Source organism: Aliiroseovarius sp. S1339, assembly GCF_023195695.1.
GTDB lineage: Bacteria > Pseudomonadota > Alphaproteobacteria > Rhodobacterales > Rhodobacteraceae > Aliiroseovarius.
In genome coordinates, this window is sequence record NZ_JALPQG010000007.1 from 1 (window position 1) to 17,532 (window position 17,532).

22 protein-coding genes, 1 tRNA gene and 2 pseudogenes are annotated in these 17,532 nt (G+C 55.0%); 11 read left to right on the plus strand and 14 right to left on the minus strand.

The window, feature by feature from the left end:
- Window positions 1–234 precede the first annotated feature (234 nt).
- Window positions 235–564, minus strand: a complete 330-nt coding sequence (locus MUY35_RS11310; protein ID WP_248368226.1) for a hypothetical protein — start codon at window positions 562–564, stop codon at window positions 235–237.
- Between the two features lie 259 nt (window positions 565–823).
- Between MUY35_RS11310 and MUY35_RS11315 the strand changes: the two genes are divergently transcribed.
- The gene (locus tag MUY35_RS11315) at window positions 824–1,504 is read left to right on the plus strand and encodes a cyclic nucleotide-binding domain-containing protein (protein ID WP_248368229.1); all 681 of its coding nucleotides are present in this window, start codon (window positions 824–826) and stop codon (window positions 1,502–1,504) included.
- 16 nt (window positions 1,505–1,520) lie between these two features.
- On the opposite strand, the gene MUY35_RS11320 is transcribed toward MUY35_RS11315, so the two are convergent.
- Window positions 1,521–2,225, minus strand: a complete 705-nt coding sequence (locus tag MUY35_RS11320) for a hypothetical protein (RefSeq protein WP_248368232.1) — start codon at window positions 2,223–2,225, stop codon at window positions 1,521–1,523.
- A gap of 86 nt (window positions 2,226–2,311) precedes the next feature.
- Complete coding sequence (locus MUY35_RS11325) at window positions 2,312–2,824, minus strand: acyloxyacyl hydrolase (protein WP_248368235.1); 513 nt, start codon at window positions 2,822–2,824, stop codon at window positions 2,312–2,314.
- A 144-nt stretch (window positions 2,825–2,968) separates the two neighbouring features.
- Here MUY35_RS11325 and MUY35_RS11330 point away from each other — a divergent pair.
- Window positions 2,969–3,045: transfer RNA gene (locus MUY35_RS11330), tRNA-Met, on the plus strand.
- Between the two features lie 362 nt (window positions 3,046–3,407).
- Here the strand turns inward: MUY35_RS11330 and MUY35_RS11335 are convergent.
- From MUY35_RS11335 to MUY35_RS11360, 6 genes are read right to left on the minus strand one after another with little or no spacing between them, the layout of a single operon-like run.
- Window positions 3,408–3,620, minus strand: coding sequence for a hypothetical protein (locus MUY35_RS11335; protein ID WP_248368238.1), 213 nt, complete (start codon window positions 3,618–3,620; stop codon window positions 3,408–3,410).
- Entirely contained in the window at window positions 3,620–3,760 is a 141-nt protein-coding gene (locus tag MUY35_RS11340; protein WP_248368241.1) for a hypothetical protein, read from the minus strand. Before MUY35_RS11340 ends, MUY35_RS11335 begins: the two co-directional genes overlap by 1 nt.
- Entirely contained in the window at window positions 3,732–4,244 is a 513-nt protein-coding gene (locus MUY35_RS11345; protein ID WP_248368252.1) for a PIN domain-containing protein, read from the minus strand. The genes MUY35_RS11340 and MUY35_RS11345 overlap by 29 nt, the downstream gene beginning before the upstream one ends.
- Complete coding sequence (locus MUY35_RS11350) at window positions 4,237–5,091, minus strand: hypothetical protein (protein ID WP_248368254.1); 855 nt, start codon at window positions 5,089–5,091, stop codon at window positions 4,237–4,239. Before MUY35_RS11350 ends, MUY35_RS11345 begins: the two co-directional genes overlap by 8 nt.
- Before the next feature lie 21 nt (window positions 5,092–5,112).
- Window positions 5,113–6,087 (minus strand): IS1595 family transposase, encoded by a 975-nt coding sequence (locus MUY35_RS11355; protein WP_248368256.1) that lies wholly within the window; start codon window positions 6,085–6,087, stop codon window positions 5,113–5,115.
- Between the two features lie 24 nt (window positions 6,088–6,111).
- Window positions 6,112–6,501, minus strand: coding sequence for a zinc ribbon domain-containing protein (locus MUY35_RS11360; protein ID WP_282569274.1), 390 nt, complete (start codon window positions 6,499–6,501; stop codon window positions 6,112–6,114).
- A gap of 12 nt (window positions 6,502–6,513) precedes the next feature.
- On the opposite strand from MUY35_RS11360, the gene MUY35_RS11365 reads away from it, so the two are divergent.
- On the plus strand, window positions 6,514–6,678 hold the full coding sequence (locus tag MUY35_RS11365; protein WP_248368260.1) for a hypothetical protein: 165 nt from the start codon (window positions 6,514–6,516) through the stop codon (window positions 6,676–6,678).
- Window positions 6,679–7,008: 330 nt separating this feature from the next.
- On the opposite strand, the gene MUY35_RS11370 is transcribed toward MUY35_RS11365, so the two are convergent.
- On the minus strand, window positions 7,009–7,305 hold the full coding sequence (locus tag MUY35_RS11370) for a recombinase family protein (RefSeq protein ID WP_248368263.1): 297 nt from the start codon (window positions 7,303–7,305) through the stop codon (window positions 7,009–7,011).
- Here MUY35_RS11370 and MUY35_RS11375 point away from each other — a divergent pair.
- The 5 genes and pseudogenes from MUY35_RS11375 to MUY35_RS11395 form a co-directional block, all read left to right on the plus strand.
- Window positions 7,298–7,839 (plus strand): annotated as a pseudogene (locus tag MUY35_RS11375) (transposase); the annotation flags it as partial. The gene MUY35_RS11370 and the pseudogene MUY35_RS11375 sit on opposite strands and share 8 nt — an antisense overlap.
- Window positions 7,830–8,066 carry a hypothetical protein gene (locus tag MUY35_RS11380; RefSeq protein ID WP_248368271.1) on the plus strand — a complete coding sequence of 79 codons (237 nt, stop codon included), beginning with the start codon at window positions 7,830–7,832 and terminating at the stop codon, window positions 8,064–8,066. The pseudogene MUY35_RS11375 and the gene MUY35_RS11380, both read left to right, overlap by 10 nt.
- Window positions 8,067–8,237: 171 nt before the next feature.
- The gene (locus MUY35_RS17185) at window positions 8,238–9,338 is read left to right on the plus strand and encodes a hypothetical protein (protein WP_248368273.1); all 1,101 of its coding nucleotides are present in this window, start codon (window positions 8,238–8,240) and stop codon (window positions 9,336–9,338) included.
- Entirely contained in the window at window positions 9,338–9,646 is a 309-nt protein-coding gene (locus MUY35_RS11390) for a hypothetical protein (protein WP_248368275.1), read from the plus strand. Before MUY35_RS17185 ends, MUY35_RS11390 begins: the two co-directional genes overlap by 1 nt.
- Window positions 9,647–10,016: 370 nt before the next feature.
- A complete protein-coding gene (locus tag MUY35_RS11395; RefSeq protein WP_248368278.1) occupies window positions 10,017–10,796 on the plus strand; it encodes a 2OG-Fe(II) oxygenase in 780 nt (259 codons plus the stop codon).
- Between the two features lie 237 nt (window positions 10,797–11,033).
- Here the strand turns inward: MUY35_RS11395 and MUY35_RS11400 are convergent.
- Both MUY35_RS11400 and MUY35_RS11405 read right to left on the minus strand, forming a co-directional pair.
- Window positions 11,034–11,666 (minus strand): annotated as a pseudogene (locus tag MUY35_RS11400) (tyrosine-type recombinase/integrase).
- A 591-nt stretch (window positions 11,667–12,257) separates the two neighbouring features.
- Window positions 12,258–12,518 (minus strand): hypothetical protein, encoded by a 261-nt coding sequence (locus MUY35_RS11405; protein WP_248368281.1) that lies wholly within the window; start codon window positions 12,516–12,518, stop codon window positions 12,258–12,260.
- Window positions 12,519–12,870: 352 nt separating this feature from the next.
- Between MUY35_RS11405 and MUY35_RS17190 the strand changes: the two genes are divergently transcribed.
- The 3 genes from MUY35_RS17190 to MUY35_RS11420 all read left to right on the plus strand — a co-directional run bounded on the left by MUY35_RS17190 (window position 12,871) and on the right by MUY35_RS11420 (window position 16,498).
- Window positions 12,871–13,926: a PqqD family protein gene (locus MUY35_RS17190; protein WP_248368284.1), complete on the plus strand. Its 1,056-nt coding sequence runs from the start codon at window positions 12,871–12,873 to the stop codon at window positions 13,924–13,926.
- Window positions 13,927–14,492: 566 nt separating this feature from the next.
- Window positions 14,493–15,158, plus strand: a complete 666-nt coding sequence (locus MUY35_RS11415; protein ID WP_248368286.1) for a response regulator transcription factor — start codon at window positions 14,493–14,495, stop codon at window positions 15,156–15,158.
- Entirely contained in the window at window positions 15,155–16,498 is a 1,344-nt protein-coding gene (locus MUY35_RS11420; RefSeq protein WP_248368288.1) for a HAMP domain-containing sensor histidine kinase, read from the plus strand. The genes MUY35_RS11415 and MUY35_RS11420 overlap by 4 nt, the downstream gene beginning before the upstream one ends.
- Here the strand turns inward: MUY35_RS11420 and MUY35_RS11425 are convergent.
- Both MUY35_RS11425 and MUY35_RS17195 read right to left on the minus strand, forming a co-directional pair.
- On the minus strand, window positions 16,451–17,074 hold the full coding sequence (locus tag MUY35_RS11425; protein WP_348984509.1) for a cytochrome ubiquinol oxidase subunit I: 624 nt from the start codon (window positions 17,072–17,074) through the stop codon (window positions 16,451–16,453). The genes MUY35_RS11420 and MUY35_RS11425 overlap by 48 nt on opposite strands.
- Window positions 17,058–17,489: a hypothetical protein gene (locus MUY35_RS17195; protein ID WP_348984510.1), complete on the minus strand. Its 432-nt coding sequence runs from the start codon at window positions 17,487–17,489 to the stop codon at window positions 17,058–17,060. The genes MUY35_RS11425 and MUY35_RS17195 overlap by 17 nt, the downstream gene beginning before the upstream one ends.
- Between the last annotated feature and the right edge of the window lie 43 nt (window positions 17,490–17,532).

Genomic DNA, 17,532 nt, shown 5'->3' on the forward strand with positions numbered 1-17,532 from the left:
GTCGCGCCAATGGTACTGCGTCTTAAGACGTGGGAGAGTAGGTCACCGCCAAACCTAGAAAAGAGCTAATTCTCTCAATACGATAACAATACAAACAAACACAAAACGCCGTCAGCTGAATAAGCTGGCGGCGTTTTGCTGTTCGAGAGGTGGCAGGGGGTAAGCGTTGCTTTTGCACCTACAGTTCGAAATGCGTGGAGACATAAACAATCTGGCCTTCAAGAAAAAAGAAGTTCACGAACACACCGCATTTTTTTCTGAATACGAAACGGCGCAGAAAGCCTTTGGATGGCTCACAAAAGCTGATGGTTTGATCAGCCGTATATTTGCGGGAGCAAATACCTCTCCCAAAAACAGCCATCCACTCTCTTTGAAATAGGGTTCCAAACTGCTTCCATCGCAATCGGTGCCGACAAGAGTCAAAAGAGTCTTCCTAAATCTGCTTTCATTTATGTCGCGCGCATCAAAGCTTTCGCGTGCTTCGATCAATCCCTTGAGCGGCGCTTCTTTGAGTAAGCTCCCACAATCTTTAGCGAGCAATGGGGTAGCAAGCAGAGGCAACATGACCAGAGATGCAGTTAGAGTTATGTAAGGAAAGTGCATGAACGAGTTGATCCGTGAATTGGCAATGAGAACTCTAAAGGTTGTAAGCTATTAGTCGAGGCTGATGTCTGCCAACCAAACCAAACCAACCAACGCCGCCTCGACACAGAATCGGAACAAGATAGCTCGGCACTCCGTTCGAGAGATCATCCAACGAAACGGCATCTCCCTTCCGCATTCGCCCCACCCCGTGCTAGCCTAGCTTGCTGAGGAGGGGCCAATGGAGAAACTGCTGCTTTCAGATATCCTCGTGCTGGCCGCTGCTGGCATGTTCGTCTTGGGATACCTGATTATCAATCAGGTGATCCTGCGCGTCATGCTGCTGATCGGCACAGCACTGTATATCTGGTATTATTTCGTCGTCGCACCAACGCCTCTGTGGCCGGCCATCTGGGCGAGCTCGGCAACCGGATTTGCTAACATAATCGGCCTTTCTGGGCTGTTACTTCGTAAATCACAATTGTCGATCCCGCGAAGGTTCAGTGATCTTTACGTTCATTTCGACATGTTGCCACCAGGAGACTTTAGAAAGCTGATGCTGGTGGCCCAGCGACGATCCCGCCCGGCGGGTTACCAATTAACGCAGGACGGCGTTGAAGTTCAAAAACTTTGCTACGTCGTTGCTGGAACAGTGACGGTAAAGAAGTTCGGCAACTCTTTCACGATGCCAGGCGCCAGTTTCGTTGGAGAGGTTTCCTTTCTTACTGGCAATTACGCGTCTGCGTCGACGTACCTTTCGCATGAAAGTGACGTTCTGGAATGGGATGTTGGCATGTTGGAGCGGCGGGCAGCGCGAGACGTTCGTTTCCGGTTGGCATTAGACGCCGTAATTTCTCTGGATCTTGCACAAAAGGTTGCGCGCGCCGGAACGCAAGGTGTTGCCGGCGCTAGGCTAACGTAACCTAACTCTGCTCAAGTCAGGACCCGCCGGTCGCGCAACGCAGGAACCGTTCGATCTGGACCTGAATGCCCGACCATCTCGACAGCAGGCGCGCGGGGTAGTCCATGACAACGTCAATTGATTGGGCACGCATGTAATGGGTGCACGTCTGGTTGAACTGTCCTTGTGCCGCTCCGCATTCCAGCACGGCGGTAAGGGAACCATTTGCATCCATTGCGGTGAAGACCCTTCCAGAGGTGCCTCTGTCAACTTTGGAAAGCCGGGTCAGGCCGAAATTGTATGGCACTGAGGCGATCGCGTTCTCGCCCTGCACGGCAACGATGCCAGTCAGGTTGGCCGCAACCTCGTCCAGATCGGCAAAATCGCCAATAAGAAGCGTGACAGGCGCGATGCCATCGGTGTCTGGGTGATGTGTGGCTGTTAATCTACGCGTCTGTTCACGACTGACCGGCAAAGCGTTTCCAATCATCATCCGAAACAACAACGACCCGTGCCGCATTCCGCTTTGCTGATCAAGCCGGTCTTCCAGATAGACCTGCGGCAGGCTGATCTCCACCTCGCGGCCTTCAAGGCTCATATCGAGGTAGAGCACCACCATTTCAGCATCGTCGGTGAATTGATTGCAGGGATCCAGCGCGGGCGTGTTCAAAAGGGTGTCATAGCTGACAGCTTGCGCTGGTTGGCTGGTTGCCAGCGCGATAAGGCTGCAGGAGATGAGCACGGAACCTGTCTTCACCCGCTAAGTATGCGCTTTTGGTGACGTCTCGGCAAATTCGGCGGTTTTTCGGGCGGGCGATTGGCCTGCATTTACCTGGTCGGAACCGAGATGCGAAGCTGGAGGGATTCCAGTCCCGGATTGACCGGCACGATGTCACCATTCGACCGATGATCAAGCGAGACGCTGTAACGCACCCCGTCTGCGCGCTCATATCCGGCATCTATGCCCGAACGAAACTCGACCGGATGGCCCAGTACTGGCCCATGATCGCGCAACCAGATGCCGGGCATAAAGGAAAACTGCGCAAACGACCTGCTGCCCCACAAATGAAACGCATTCACCGCGCCCACACCGATCCACACATCGCCCAGACTGTCCACCGAGGCGCCGATGGTGGGTTGAAAAGGGCCGAAGCTGAGCGGTAGGTCGTGGCGATAGTAAGCCTCGGCCCCGATGGAATCGGCCTCGAATATCAGTTTGCCTGCTGAGGCGACGTGGCGGGCCACGGTGGCTGCCGGTTTCACGCAGCCCGTATCGCAGTGATTGACCCACATGTCGATCAACCCTGTGAGCAAAAACAAGACTGCCAGCGTGCCGTCCATTGCAATAACCTTCCGTGTTCTCAGACAGTTAATCGAACGAACAGACAATGTCACGCAGTCGCAAAAGGGAACTGGCTTTTGTTCTAGTTTTTTGCCGAATGCGCTTGTGGTTCGCAGACTGTGAGCCTATATACACCGCATTGGCGCGGGATGGAGCAGCCCGGTAGCTCGTCAGGCTCATAACCTGAAGGTCGTAGGTTCAAATCCTACTCCCGCAACCATTGAAACCGACACCCCGCCCGTAAAACGGCGGGGTTCGTCGTTTTTAGGTGCCGAGAACGCCAAGATCGCGGCCAACTCGCCATACAATTCAATGTCATGACAGTCCGGCGCGTTTTCATTTGGATGCAGCCGGACTTCCGACACCAAGGACCGCAATAGTTCAATAGCTTGCGGCCTCGTGTTCTCCTCGTACAAGCTGTCGGCAAGATCATGAATCTTCTCTGCATAAACCTGTGCCAATGACGGATGCAAAAGAATCGGCTCTTTATCGGGGATTGCACTGAGCTTGACGGAAAGTTCTTTCTTGCGATCTTCAAGTTCATCCAGTTTTGGGCGATTGTATACTTGACAAACCCATAGACTAGGCGGGTTGTGTTTCATGCCATTTGGCAATGACCGCACAAAACGGCCCCACATGAATACCTGAAACAACAGGTTTGCTAGCGCCATTCGGTGTAAATTCGCAGTAGTCGTTTTCGTCACAGGTGTAGGTTCCGATAACCTCACCATTCTTAGTGAAGACATCGCCGCTATCCGCTGGAAAACCCTCAAGGGTCACATGCCAATGATCCATCAGTCGGCCTTCTTGTCGTCCGGCTTCTGCTTCGCCAGCTTGCGCAGATTCTCATTAAACCGTTCTTCGTCGTCGTCCGTCTCTAGTTCGCGGGCGGCTTCTTTGAAGCGGTCAAGTTGGCTTTTGTCTTGCGTGCTCAAACAACTCTCCATCGGTGGAACTGTCGGGGTAACAAATTTTCAACTTGTTACCGTTCCGGCAGTCGAATTTATCGGACAAATGAAGCAAATCATCATGATCATATGTATGCATGGTTTCAATGCTCCACCTGAGAGCGGACGCCAGATGTACGGCGTCTTGATATTTACTTAAGCCGGTTGTGTCCCGCCAAAGCTGACGCCCCATTTCCGCGATATCTACAGCCATCGGAATTGGCTTTATAAATTGCTGTCTAAAGATATCCGATATCTTTTTGCCATTGTCTTCCGACATTGGTTTCTGCTTGGAGGATTCCTTGCCAATCCGGCGACACTCAATCATCGACAACGTGGACGTCCAAATTTCGGCTTTGCCGTCTCTCGCCCAGCCGTAGACGATTTCCAACTCGCGCTGCTTGTCAGCCTCACCATTCAGCAGGCCGATAAATGCGCAGGTGTCCCAATAGAACTTTCTAGGTTTAGCCAACGGCATCACCTCTCAACAGATCAAGGTGTTCGTCCATTGATTTATCGCCCAATACGTCAAATTTCTTGAGATCATTTATCGTAATATCAGTCCACGGCACGTCCTCAAAGTCGTCGATGTCGGCACGCTTTAGGTCGCCATCCGAGTTGTAATGAAGCGCTCCAGTCAGGTTTACTCTGTGTCCCTCCCAGACCTCACTCCAGTTGTGTGCCGGACCTATCTTTTCAGATAATTCCTCAGACAATACGCATGTGAACTTCTTCTCAGATAAGCGATCGATAACATCAAGAGCAGGCTTACCATTCCATCTCGTTAGACCAGAGATTTCGCCTTCAACTGTTCCGTATTCGGTGCGTTGCCAATCCGGCTTGCTCTCACGCTCTGCTATTTCAGCGCGTTCAATCGCAGCTTTCGCTTTCTTCGCATTCTGCGGGCGAATACTAAACGGATCACTCCCCGAAAACGCAATTTCCGTTCTTGTTATGGTGCTAGTATTTCTTTCGATCACCCGCTTAAGTGCTGGCATTGCATCAATGACAACACCGCCGACACGGCCTTCCAGCAGGTCTTTAACATCTTTCTCCAGAAGGCCGGATACGCGGTTAGCTTCCAAAACAACCGACAACTCTGGCTTAGATGGGAACGGCTCTGCCATCAGAGTAAATGGGGGGCTGTTTGTGTGGGCCTCGGTTAGACGCCACACAATCTGTCGTTCATTTGGGTTAACCGCCTCGGAGCGCTCTAAGGCTTCGATCATGTCCAGCACTTGGTTCAGAGCGTCAGACACAGTTAAGAACTCCCCTGCCAAGGGGTCCGGATAGACCGTCACTGAAAACGTCTTAGCCATACTTGTCCTTCTTTGGCCGCTTTATGCGACCACCGATGAGCCACGGTATGTCAACCGCTTGCCCTTAACTGACACTAACAAGTTAATGCCTCGTTGTGAATCATCTACTCCATTTGCGACCCGATTATTGTAACGGAAATCAAATTCCGCAGCATAGCGGTGAAGGTGCTGTTTACCGCAGTGCTGATAGACACCCTTCATGCCGCGCTTGAAGATGCTGTAGAAGCCTTCGACCGTGTTGGTGTGCATTTTGCGATCCTCCAGGTTCACATACTCACCAGCGCTGTGATTGGTCCAACCATGGGCTTCAAACACGCGGCCAGCGCCGATGTTTTGATACTGACGGGCTTCGTCGGTCATAACATACGCTTCTTTGGCGATGTTCTCTTGCAGGATAGGGATCAGAGTGGACTTTTTGAGGTCGTCCACAACGATAGACTTGGCGCGTTTCGTGGCGCGATCCACCAGCGTCAGCATTTTCATCTTGTGAGAACCGCCACGGGCCTTTGGGTGCTTAGTCACGCCCGGTTCTTTGCCGATGAAAGTTTCATCGACCTCCACAATGCCACCATCGTTGCCGAAGCCAGCCAGCGCACCGTCGCGCATGCACTCGCGGATGCGGTGCGTCAGGAACCAAGCGGATTTATAGGTGATGCCCAGAACGCGGTGCAGTTGGTGGCTGCTGATGCCCTTCTTGCTGGACACCATCAGGTGAATGGCTTGCAGCCACAGGTGCAGCGGCAGGTGGCTTTCTTCAAATATCGTGCCTTTGCGCACAGTGAACTGCTTACGGCACTCACGGCACTTCCACAGGCCGTGGCGCTCAACGCCTTCCGGGTTCTTCTTGCTGGGCTTAGAACGGACGCCCACGAGAGGATAGGCGCAATCCACAGCGCCGCAATGCTGGCATACCGGACCATCGGGCCAGATGATGCTTTCAACGTGCTTAAAGGCTTCGGCCTCGTCGTACATGTATGGTTTGGTAAGAACAGACATTGTGGGTTTCCTTAACTCTATGAGTTATATGTAGGAATTCGCCTTGGGTTTGTCAAGTATACAATTACCCAGTTTTGTCTTCATCGACGCATGGAACATCCCTTCGCTGATTGCGTCCACAATCTTGGCGATTTTGGATAAAACAGTACGAAGTTCGGCTTCCAATCTGGTGTGGCTGGACGTGTTCTCAACTTGAAGCCTGTTCCATTCGCGATGATATTCTGACACAAACTCTGCCATCAGCGCTGGATGCATCAGTTTCTGTTTCAGGCCCTTCAAAACGCGATCTTCCACCTCTTTGCGTTTGATGAGCAGACGATTGTCGCAGGTGCCCTTATTGCGAGCAGAGGCGCAGCCGTATTTGGACTTGTTCATCAACGTGTATGACCCGCCACAACATCCACACTTAAGCAAGCCTGAGAAAAGATGTTTGACGCGCCGAGCCGCCCCAAGGGTTTTACCGCCGCGACCTTCGGGCGCTGCGACTATTTCATGCCGGATTGCTCCTTGCCGATGTTTGACGCGGGCCCAGAGATCGTCATCAATTATGCGCAAGTCCGGGACCTCATTCCGAACCCATTGATCTTCTGAATTTAGGCGGGCTTGGCGTTTTCCAGTGACTGGATCTTTAATATAGCGTTGTCGATTCCAAACACGCTGGCCGATAAACAGTTCGTTATTTAGAATGCCGGTTCCACGTTTCTAATTGCCCGAAATGGTTGAGAACGACCACGTTCCAGTCCCTTTGCCAGATCTTGGCGCGGGCACACCTTCGGCATTTAGGGCGACAGCAATCGCCCGGGCTGAAAGGCCGGTTTCGTAGTCTTCAAAGATCCGCCTTACGACGCGCGCCTCTTCGGCACTAATAACGAGATCCCCTGTACTCCAAGTTCCATCAGGTAGAAGCTGTCGATCAAGGCTTTAGCCATAACTGCGTCCGCCTCCAGATTTACCGGCAACAACGCGTCCCTCAAGTCCGCGATGGGTCTTTTGAGCGAGGTTCTTTAGAAACAAGGCATTCATCGTGCCGCCAAGGCCGATGTGCATCTCGTTGATCTCGCCTTCCGCCTTAGTGACGATATCAACACCCAGAAACCTCATACGTTTATGAAGGGCTGCGATGTGTTCTTGATCCCGAGACAAACGATCAAGCGTGAGCCTCCCCCTTTGAAGTGGTCCGTCCCTATAGTTGGGAAACGGAGGGCCATAAATGGCCATCAAGAGACCCAAGCCCGAAGAGATTGTCGTGAAGTTGCGGCAGGTTGAAGTTCTGATGGGGCAAGGAATGCCTCGGATAGATGCAATCAGACAAATCGGTGTGACTGAGCAAACTTACTACCGCTGGAAGAAGAAGTACGGCGGAATGGGCACAGAACAACTCAAGGAACTGAAGCGGCTACAGAAGGAGAACGAGCGGCTTCGGCGAGCTGTTTTGGACCTGACGCTGGACAAGTTGATCCTGTCCGAGGCCGCAAAGGGAAACTTCTGAGCCCATCCCGTCGCCGTGCCTGCATCGATCATGTGCGCAGCCAATTGAAGGTTTCCGAGCGTCGCGTTTGCCGCGTCTTGGGCCAGCACCGATCCACACAGAGACGCGTGCCGGTTGGTCGGACTGACGAAGACCGTCTGGTTGCGGACATGATCGAGATGACACGTCAGCATGGGCGATACGGTTACCGTCGGATTGCCGCTCTGCTGAGAGATGCAGGCTGGCAGGTGAACGATGAACGTGTCGAGCGCCTATGGCGGCGATGCTGCTGAACGCGCTGACACCGCCGGACACCGTACCACTTGTATCCGTGGCCGATCTGCGTGATGTGTCGGATGCGAAAGAGGAAGCGCTCAACGCTTGGGACGCGCGGCTTGAGAGTATCTTTGCTGAGTATCACTCCCATCCGCAACGGTTGCGCCCGGTGCGCGCGGTCATGGAAGAACGCCTGCTGCGTGCTTTCGCAGGTTTGTTAAACCAACTCCGGTAGGAAGACCTTGGGATTGAGCAATACATCTGGCGCTCGCAAGATGATGCGAAGGTACGCAACAGCCACGCTTCATATGATGACCGTGTATTTCGCTGGGACACGCCACCGGAAGGCGGGCACCCGGGCGAGGCGCACAACTGTCGGTGTCATGCGGAACCCATCGCGCCGGGAGTGCAAAGCAACGTCGTGCTCGCTGATTTTGCACCCACCGCAGATAGCTTTCCGAACGGCAATGGTACTGTACGACGCTTGAGCAATGGATTGCTCGCGCGATCACCCGCAGGGTTGGCGGCCTATGCTGCCCTTGAAGCCAGTAACCAACTTCAAGCTTTCACCCGGGCAGCAAACCGACAGCAAGTGCGCGATGCGGCAATCATCATGGGCGCTGACCTAGGTACAGTGGAGGGCATCCTCGCAGCACAAGCGTATGCTGTGGCGAGGGAACTTGCCGAAAACGGCTTCTTGTCTGATGTGCCTGAACGGGGTAACCGAGCAAAGATTATTGCGGAAGCCATTGGCCTGTATGAAATGTACCAGCCGGGTCTGTTCACGCTGCCAAACGAGGAGGCGGCAGCAGCGGTGGAACTCGCCCGCCAGCTAGCCGCTGAAGCACTGGCCACGATGGAAGCGAGTCGGCTCATCCCGGTGGACGGCGAACTGGCGCAGGGCTGGGTTGAGGTGTTCCCTGAACTTACGGAAGATGAGCGCCGCTTGGAGCTACTGCCGGGCTTCACACCGGAACGGATCGAGCAGTGGCTTGAAACGTATCCGATTGAAGATTTAGGTCTGCCTAACCACACCGGATCGCCGATCCCTGATGATCCGACCGACAGCATCATTTCGACTCCGATCCCAGAAGAAACCGGGCCGAATATCGTTGCAGTCCAACCAGGTGAGCCGACTCCGATCAATCCAAGCGATGACGAAGCCACTCAACGCGGGCATCGCCGAGAAAATGAATCCGCGCAGATTCTGGGGCAGAATGGCTTTGACATCATACAGAACCCGGTGATCGACGGACCAAAACGTCCCGATTATTTAATCAACGGAGAGGTTTACGATCACTACGCACCGTCAAATGACCGCGCCCGAAACATTTGGTCCGAAGTCAAAGGCAAAATCGAAAGGGGGCAGACTGAAAACACTGTCATTGGTCTTTATGATAGCAATGTAGATGAAGACGCTCTTCGACAACAGTTTGAGAACTGGCCAATTGAGGGGCTTGGCGATGTGATTATCATTCGCTCTGACGGAACCATTGGGAGGCTGTGATGGCTATCGAGTATCATATTTACACCGATCTGAACATCGAAACGTTGACGAGCCGAACCGAAGCTGCCGCCAAAGGTACGCAAGATCTCTGGGAAGGTTGGTGGGTTAACGATGACCTGGGTCCGTTCCACGAGGAGATCATGGAGGATTACGGTGACCAAAAAGGGTACAAAACGAGAATGACATCGCGCCATTTCAAGGATCGCAGCGTCGAGGCGCGCGCTAGATTAATTGAGTTTTTTGACTCCCTGCCAGGAAGGAAACTCATTTTGAACGGCGACAGCTTTGTCGATTACCGCAAGAGCTGAGAGCAAGAGCAGCCATTGGTGCATTTGCAGCGAAAGCTCACTTTGTCCCGCGATACAGTCGTTCGCCTATAGCCCTATTTCGCGGTTGCAGCGAATGGCCGCAATGTCGGACCGCACTGCAGCATCGCAGGGTAGCGCTGGATGTCGGCTCTGGGCCGTCCTTGTCACCGGCCGGAGCCAAGACTGGGCAGGTGCTGCGCTGCCTTCGACGGCGGCTCTGAGCCCGTCCTCAACACAGGCTTCAGTTAGTTTGGCCAAGGTTCGGCATGGCATCCGAAGTCGCCTCTGAGTCCAATCAGGATAAGGTTCTTTCCAATTTGACGATAATTTATAGTATCACTCTCTGAACGCCTCACTCTGGAATTGTGCCATGCTCTTTGAAGATATCGTCAACCTGAACCTGCATCCGGTCACCCAACCTGACTACAGCGCTGAGTGTCGCGCAAAGCTTGATAGCGAGGGGGTATTGGTGCTTGAGGATTTCATTAGTCCCGCCGCTCTGACCCTGATGCATGCTGAAGGCACCGCTGCACAGGATAAGGCCTATTTTTGCGCCCAAAGTCACTCGGTCTATCTCACACCTGATAATCCGGCGTATCCAGACGATCATCCTGCGAACCGCAAAGTTCTGTCGTCCAAAGGATGCATTTGCGACGATGTGATCGGCGCGATGTCCCCTTTGCGGGTCCTCTATGATGAGCCGACCTTCCGGGATTTCGTGGCCGAGACCACCGGCCAGACTGAGTTGCACCCTTACGCTGATCCGCTTTCATCGATCAACGTCCACTACGCCAACCGCGATCAAGAACTGGGGTGGCACTTTGACAATTCGAGCTTTGCAATCACCTTGCTCATCCAGAAACCGGATGCTGGCAGCCGGTTTGAGTACGTTAAGGGGTTGAGGGACGCGGACGCTGGCGAAATGAACTATGACGGTGTGGATGAGCTGTTTCGTGGAGCCATTCAGCCGCAGGTTCTGTCCATGGAGCCGGGAACTTTGGTTTTATTTCGTGGACGAAACTCAATCCATCGCGTCACTCCCAACGAGAGCGACCGGACACGAATGCTTGCGGTTTTGGCCTACAACGCTGAACCTGGCGTGACACTGTCCGAAAGCGCTAGAATGACGTTCTATGGCCGTTTGGATTAGAACTCAAAACACAGAGCGGTTGCCTACGATTTGAGGCTAATTCGCTTATGCCGACTTCGGTCGGTGCGCTCTCGCAATGGCAAAATGGAGTGACAGCTTCATCCCGCACTGTGCGAGCTCACCACTCCAGAGATTGTGCGCAAGCAGCGAACGGCAGGTTCGACGGGCCGCGCCGCAGCATCTTGACCGGACGCTGAACGGCAGGAAAGGGCCGTTGGTGAAGACGGCCCGATAGCGTTAGATTGCAATAGCCTCCGCAATCGCTAGGGCGTCCTCCAACTCGACACCAAGATACCGAACTGTGCTGTCCATCATTGTGTGACCCAGCAATAGCTGAACCGCCCGTAGGTTGCCTGTCTTCCTGTAGATCTGCGTGACCTTGGTGCGCCGCATCGAATGTGTTCCATATGCGCTCGCCTCCAGTCCAATAGATGTGATCCAGTCGCGCACGATCCGCGCGTACTGTCGCGTCGAAATGTGTAGGCGCTCATGGAACCGACCCGGCCAAAGGTACTCTGAGCCGATCATGAGCTCATCCTCCATCCACTTCTCGACAGAGGCACGCGTGCCTTCGGAGATCTCGAAGCGCACGGGTTTCTGTGTCTTACTCTGCAAGACAGATGCCCGTTCCTTGATCTGATCCGACGCCATCACATCGACGGCTTTCATCTTCACCAGGTCACAGCCTCAGAGCCTGCTGTCGATCACCATGTTGAACAGTGCGAGGTCGCGATGGTTCTCGGCCAATTCAAGTCGCACCCGGATTGCCCATACATGCTTCGGTTTCAGCGGTCGCTTCTGGCCGACGATGCGTCCCTCGTTCCAAGCGGGGCGAAGTGCGCGAATGGCAGGTAGGTTTGGTGTTTGAATAACTGATCCTCTAATCTGCCATGCCCTCCCACAACGACAACCCGACGTTGAAGCGCCATTTTATCACAGAATACAGCATTGCCTCCGAGGGCTGCTGAGAGCCCTCCTGCTTATTGGCGACTTGCGCAGAATCCGGCGCGGTCGGCGATAATCGACTTTCGCTTCAAACATGCAATAGTAGTCGGCACCGATAGTGAAGCATATTCGAACAGACATTGGCTTTCTGTGAAATGCCACACCTGAGCAGATCGATCTGGTACCTCAGATATCGTGCGATGCAGCTACGCGACCTAATTGAGTGATACAGTGGGTTCGCTCGTTTCAGCAAACGATTACGAGGCATCGAAAGCGTCGGTTTGGACCCAGAAGTGAGCAGCAGATGCATGCCAGCCCTTCTCGTTTTGAACATGACAAAACACTGACAATCCAGTTCATCCAGTTGAAGGCGTGCATTCGCTAAACTGGATTCGAGGTGCGAACCCAAATGTGCCAGAACCGAGACTGAAGGATAGAACAAATGACCAAGCAAAATGACAAAGCACTTTCCCGCCGCAAGGCATTCACTGCCATCGGTGGCCTGGCTGTGGCCGCCTATGTGGCACCCACATTGACCACACTTTCTGCGGCACATGCCGCCAGTTCGTCTTCATCCGCCAGCCCAGCTTCGGCGGCGAGCCCGGCCTCCAAAACAAGCCCGGCCTCGAAAGTAAGCCGTGCCTCGGCCACCAGCCGACCTTCGAGCTCGTCAAGCTCCTCTTCACCAAGCTCAACGTCGTCTCCGACATCCCCAAGCGGCCCAAGCAGTCCCAGCAAGTCGATGACGCAAAGCGAGTGCAGAGACTCCGGCGGCACAGTCGTTACGCGCGATGATGGAGTTTCGGTTTGTAGCCGAAGCTAAGTCGGAAATATCTCATTCGAAACACCCGGTCTGCTTGCAATTCATTTGCTGGCAGACCGGACTGCTTTAGGGCACGTTGGAAATTGAGTAGGATGAGCGGAACCAGCTCAGGATTGAAACGTGGCAAATACGCGATATCTGAATTTTGAAGGTTTGAATCACTCCGTCGCGCTTGAAAACGCGGCGCCTTTAGAGACGATGGTGTCGGAGGTATTGTCCGCGTGGCCTCATCAGATTTCCGCGACACAGCCCCAAAACCCACCATTTGTCACAATCAGACCAGCGGATGACGGTCGGTGGTCGTTGGTGACCGAAGACGCGCCATCCGACGTTCGGATTTGGGACTCAGTCAATACCGTCTGTGATCTCGTGGCGGAAACGGCTTGGGAACGTCTGCGGTCCGAGCCTGAATTGCTTTGCCTACACGCCGCGGCTGTCAATTTCGATGGACGGTTGGTTGTCTTCCCCAATGCGCGGCGCGCGGGCAAGAGCACGCTTGCCATTGCGCTGGCGCGGCTTGGTCGGCAGCTTTACACGGACGACTTCTTGCCCGTGCGAATTGATGCAAGCAATCAGACTTGTCTTGGTATTGCGAATGGGGCACCGCCACGTATTCGTCTTCCGGTTCCGCAAGGCTTCAGCGATGCTTTTCACGCGTGGGTGGGTCAGGATCGTGGCCCGTCAAATCGACAGTACAAGTATCTTTTGGACGCTCAGATAGCGCCACATGGAGAAACATTGCCGCTTGGCGCAATGGTGGTGCTTGATCGGCAGGATGATCCGGTCGAACCAGCCCTCGCCCCCATGGCGCGCGAGGATGCGCTGGAAAGCCTGATCTCTCAGAACTTTGCCCGCACACGACATGCTGGCGCGATCCTGAAATCGATCGACGTGATCACGCGGCACCTTCCGATCTATCGGTTGAGCTATCACAGTGGTGAGGCTGCAGCAGAATACCTATCGAACCATGCCGATTTGAAATCGCTTCCCGCGGCTCAGTTTGCAGAACTTGCACAGGATGATCGCCAAGCGCCGTTGAACCAGATTGGCCAATCGACCCCCGAATTCGCGGCGGTGCGGCAGTATGTTCAGGCAACGAACGTGACCGAGACGCAGGCGGGCAACGACAGTTTTCTTGCAGATGGCACAGGTTTGGCCATTTTTCGATTGAACCCGGTCTCGACTGCGATCTGGCGGTTGCTGGAAGAGCCGACCGATCTGGACGAAGTCGTGTCCCTTCTGGCAGCAGCCTTTCCCGATGTCCCCGCAGATCAGATCACCACTGATTGCGAGCAGTTGATGCGTGGTCTGGCCGAGGCGCGTCTGATCCTGCCGGTGGCTTCAAAGGTTGCGGCGCAATGAAACGCAAAAATCGCATATCACGCCGCGAGGCTTTGAAGCGTCTGGGCTTGGGCGCGGCCGGCGCCTATATCGCCCCTAGCTTAGCTGGATTGAGCATGGCCAGAGCCGCATCAAGTTCATCGGCACCGTCGCCTGCAAGCAGGGCAACACCCCCAAGTCCGGCGTCACCCGCTTCCCGCCCTAGCCCAGTGAGCAGAGCGAGCGCCCCTTCAGATCCAAGCCGACCAGGCGGTCCAAATGGTCCAAATGGCAACGGTGGGTCGCAGCCGAGTGGCCCTAGCGGACCCGGCAAATGCAAACGATCTGCGATTTCAGGGGACGCCCAGATATCGCGCCGGGATTACCAACGTGCGCAACGCGCCATTTCGCGTGGTGACGCGCGACCGTTGCGCGAAGTGCTAAGCAACGTTCGCGCCAAACACCCCGGGAAAGTTTTACATGTCGGGTTTTCCGAGAACGGGACCAGACCGACCTTCAACGTGTTGATTGTTGGGTCGTCTGGCGCCGTGATTTCGGTGACCGTTGACGCCAAATCCGGCCGAGTCACAAGCATGCGGAAGTGCTGAATGCGTATTCTGATCGTCGAAGATGAACAAAAGATTGCGGAACTGATTGCCGATGTTCTGAAAGGCGAAGGCCTTGTCCCCGAGATCGCCCGGGACGGGGAAGAAGGATGGTTTCTCGGCAGCACCGAAAGCTATGCTGCGGCGATCCTTGATATTGGTCTGCCCAAACGGGATGGGCTTTCGGTTCTGCGTAGCTGGCGTGATGAAGGCCAGGATATGCCGGTTATTTTGCTGACCGCTCGGGCAAACTGGAACGAACGGGTCGAAGGCATTGATGCAGGCGCGGACGACTATCTGGGAAAGCCCTTTCAGATGGAAGAACTCATCGCACGCCTTCGCGCGTTGCTGCGGCGTTCAAGCGGGCAGAAAACAACGACATTGGAAGCCGGACCGCTGCGTATTGACCTCAGACAGATGCGCGTGTCCATCGACGGGCGCCCGTTGAAGGTCACACCTTTGGAGTACCGGCTTCTCAATTACCTCATGCACAATCGTGGTCAGGTGGTTGCGCAAGAGGAGCTTGCCGAAAACATCTACTTCCGAGATCAGGAGCCCGACAGCAATGCAATTGAAGTCCTGGTCGGGCGCTTGCGCCGCAAGATCGGTGGGGATGTGATCGAAACGCGACGCGGGTTTGGCTATATGATAGCTGAAGATCCGCAATGAGGATGTCGCTAAGCCTGCGTCTGTTGCTGGCGGCTGCCATCACGACCACACTGGCGCTGGTCGCGACGGTTATCGTGTTCAACTTCTTGTTCCGGCTGTATTTTGAAGACCGGGCGCGCGATGAGCTGGAGACTTACCTCCTACTTTTGACCGGCAACATTGGCGTAAGCGCTGTCGGTGAAGTTGAAGTCACGCCCATATCGGACCCTCGGTTCAATCAGGCCTTGTCTGGCTATTACTGGCAAATCCAAGTTGATGACAAAGATCCCGTTCTGTCGCCTTCGTTCTGGGCGGCGCCTTTGGCGTTGGATCGCCCGGATGCGCCGGGGGTCATCTCGTTTGCCAACGTCATCACAGATGCAGGTGGGGCGGTCGCCGTCGCGAGTTGGGTGATCACGATCGGAGAGGGCGCCACCCAGCGAGAGGTCTTTCTGGCGATTGCCATTGACCGCGAAGACCTGGATCTGTCGGTTTCAGGATTTCTGACCAACTCTGTTATTTGGCTGGCCATATTGGGCCTGTTTCTGTTCGCGGCGGGTTGGGTTCAGGTCAAACTTGGGCTGAACCCACTGAAAAAAATTCGTTCAGAAATTGGCGATGTCAGCAAATCGCCCAAGGTGCGGTTATCATCGGATTATCCGTCCGAGGTTTTGCCGCTTGTTGAAGAAGTGAACCAACTTCTGGATGCAAATGCAGAGGCACTTGAACGGGCCCGCTCACGCGCCGGAAATCTGGCGCATGGTTTGAAAACCCCGCTGACGATCATGCACGGAGTCGAACGCAAGTTGCGCCGTGGCGGGAACGATGCGCTTGCCGACGAATTGATGTCGGAAATCACCAGCATTCAACACACGGTCGAGCGTGAACTGGCGCAGAGCCGCGACAGCCATCAGAGACGGCGGCGCTGTGCTATTCACCCGATTGCCACCCGTCTGCATCGCGCCCTGAGCCGCCAACCCGGGGCCGAGCACATTCAATGGGATATCGAAGTGCCTGAGACCTTGTATGCACCCTTTGATGAGTTTGATTTGACTGAACTGATGGGCAACTTGCTTGATAACGCGATGAAATGGTCGGAAAGTCTTATCTGCGTGCGGGCCGGGCAGGATGGCTCGCACGCTTTCCTGTCCGTCGATGACGACGGCTCCGGCATTCCGGACGCTCAGATATCTTCCGTTCTGAAACGTGGCGGTAGACTCGACGCAAAGCAACCGGGGGCGGGTCTGGGTTTGACCATTGTAAACGATATGGCCCAAGCGCACGGCTGCGTTCTGTCGCTCCAACGCTCATCACTAGGGGGGCTGAGCGCGCGCATAACGTGGTCGGTGAGCCGCGCGTAAACAATGTCTTACAGCTTCCGTCCTGCAGCCCAAATCGACAGAAGGTTTGTCCGCACTGTCGTCACTCAGTGTGCGAAAATGCTGCACGATCCACGATCGGCAGGAATGCGAAAGCTGCATCGCGGCGGCAAAGGGGCCTTTGCCGTCTGTGGTGCGCAACCGATGGTCGTGTCGCGCGGTCCAGATTTCGGTCTCTTCGATATCCTCGACCGGCCCGCGGCAGATGAATTTCAACATCAGGCCCATCTCGACGATGAAGCTGAAACCAAGGCCGACCATGATCCGAAACGCCCAGAACAGCGGCCAGACATTCGGGACCGTGTCGTCGGCGGCCTGTTTGATCTGCGCTTCGGTCGCGTCACGCGGGTCATCCAGATAGCGATTGAGCAGATAGGCATAGCCTAGATTGCCGCCGTGATCCTCAAACACTGCGCGCACGGCAGGCGGCGTTTCGCCCCGTTGTTCGCGGATCGTCATCAACGCATCATAGGCGATCATGCCTGACCGGATACGATCCTCGGATTCCGCAACAAGTTCGTTGATGCCCGGCATTTCGTCGTCAACGATCCGTGCCAATCAGCCCAATCACCCATGAAAACCAAAACGCTAAAATCAGCAGGACGGCGGGCAGTATCGCGACCCGCACCATCGCGACGTGATACCGGGTTATCCAGGGCTGAAGCAGGGGCAGCTTCTGCACGATCAAGACCGCGATCTCGGCCGAACCGGCATCGGTGCGCGCCCGCGCCTCGCGCCCGATCAGCGCCGCACGTTCCCGCGTGATCCTCTGGTCGGCGGCGTCGAACAGCCATTTCCCCGCGCGACGGTTGAGCCCCGCACGCAGGACCCCGCCCAGCACAAAGATCAGGGCTGCAGGGCCGGTGCGGCCCATGTCGCCTGATACCCAACCCGAAATGGCCCATGCCAGCGCCGCCCCCTGAATAGGCCAGACCAACCCCGCAAAAACCGCAAACGTTCCCGCAATACGCAACGGCCTGGCAACGGGCCCGACAATGCGTGCGCTCGCGCGCTGC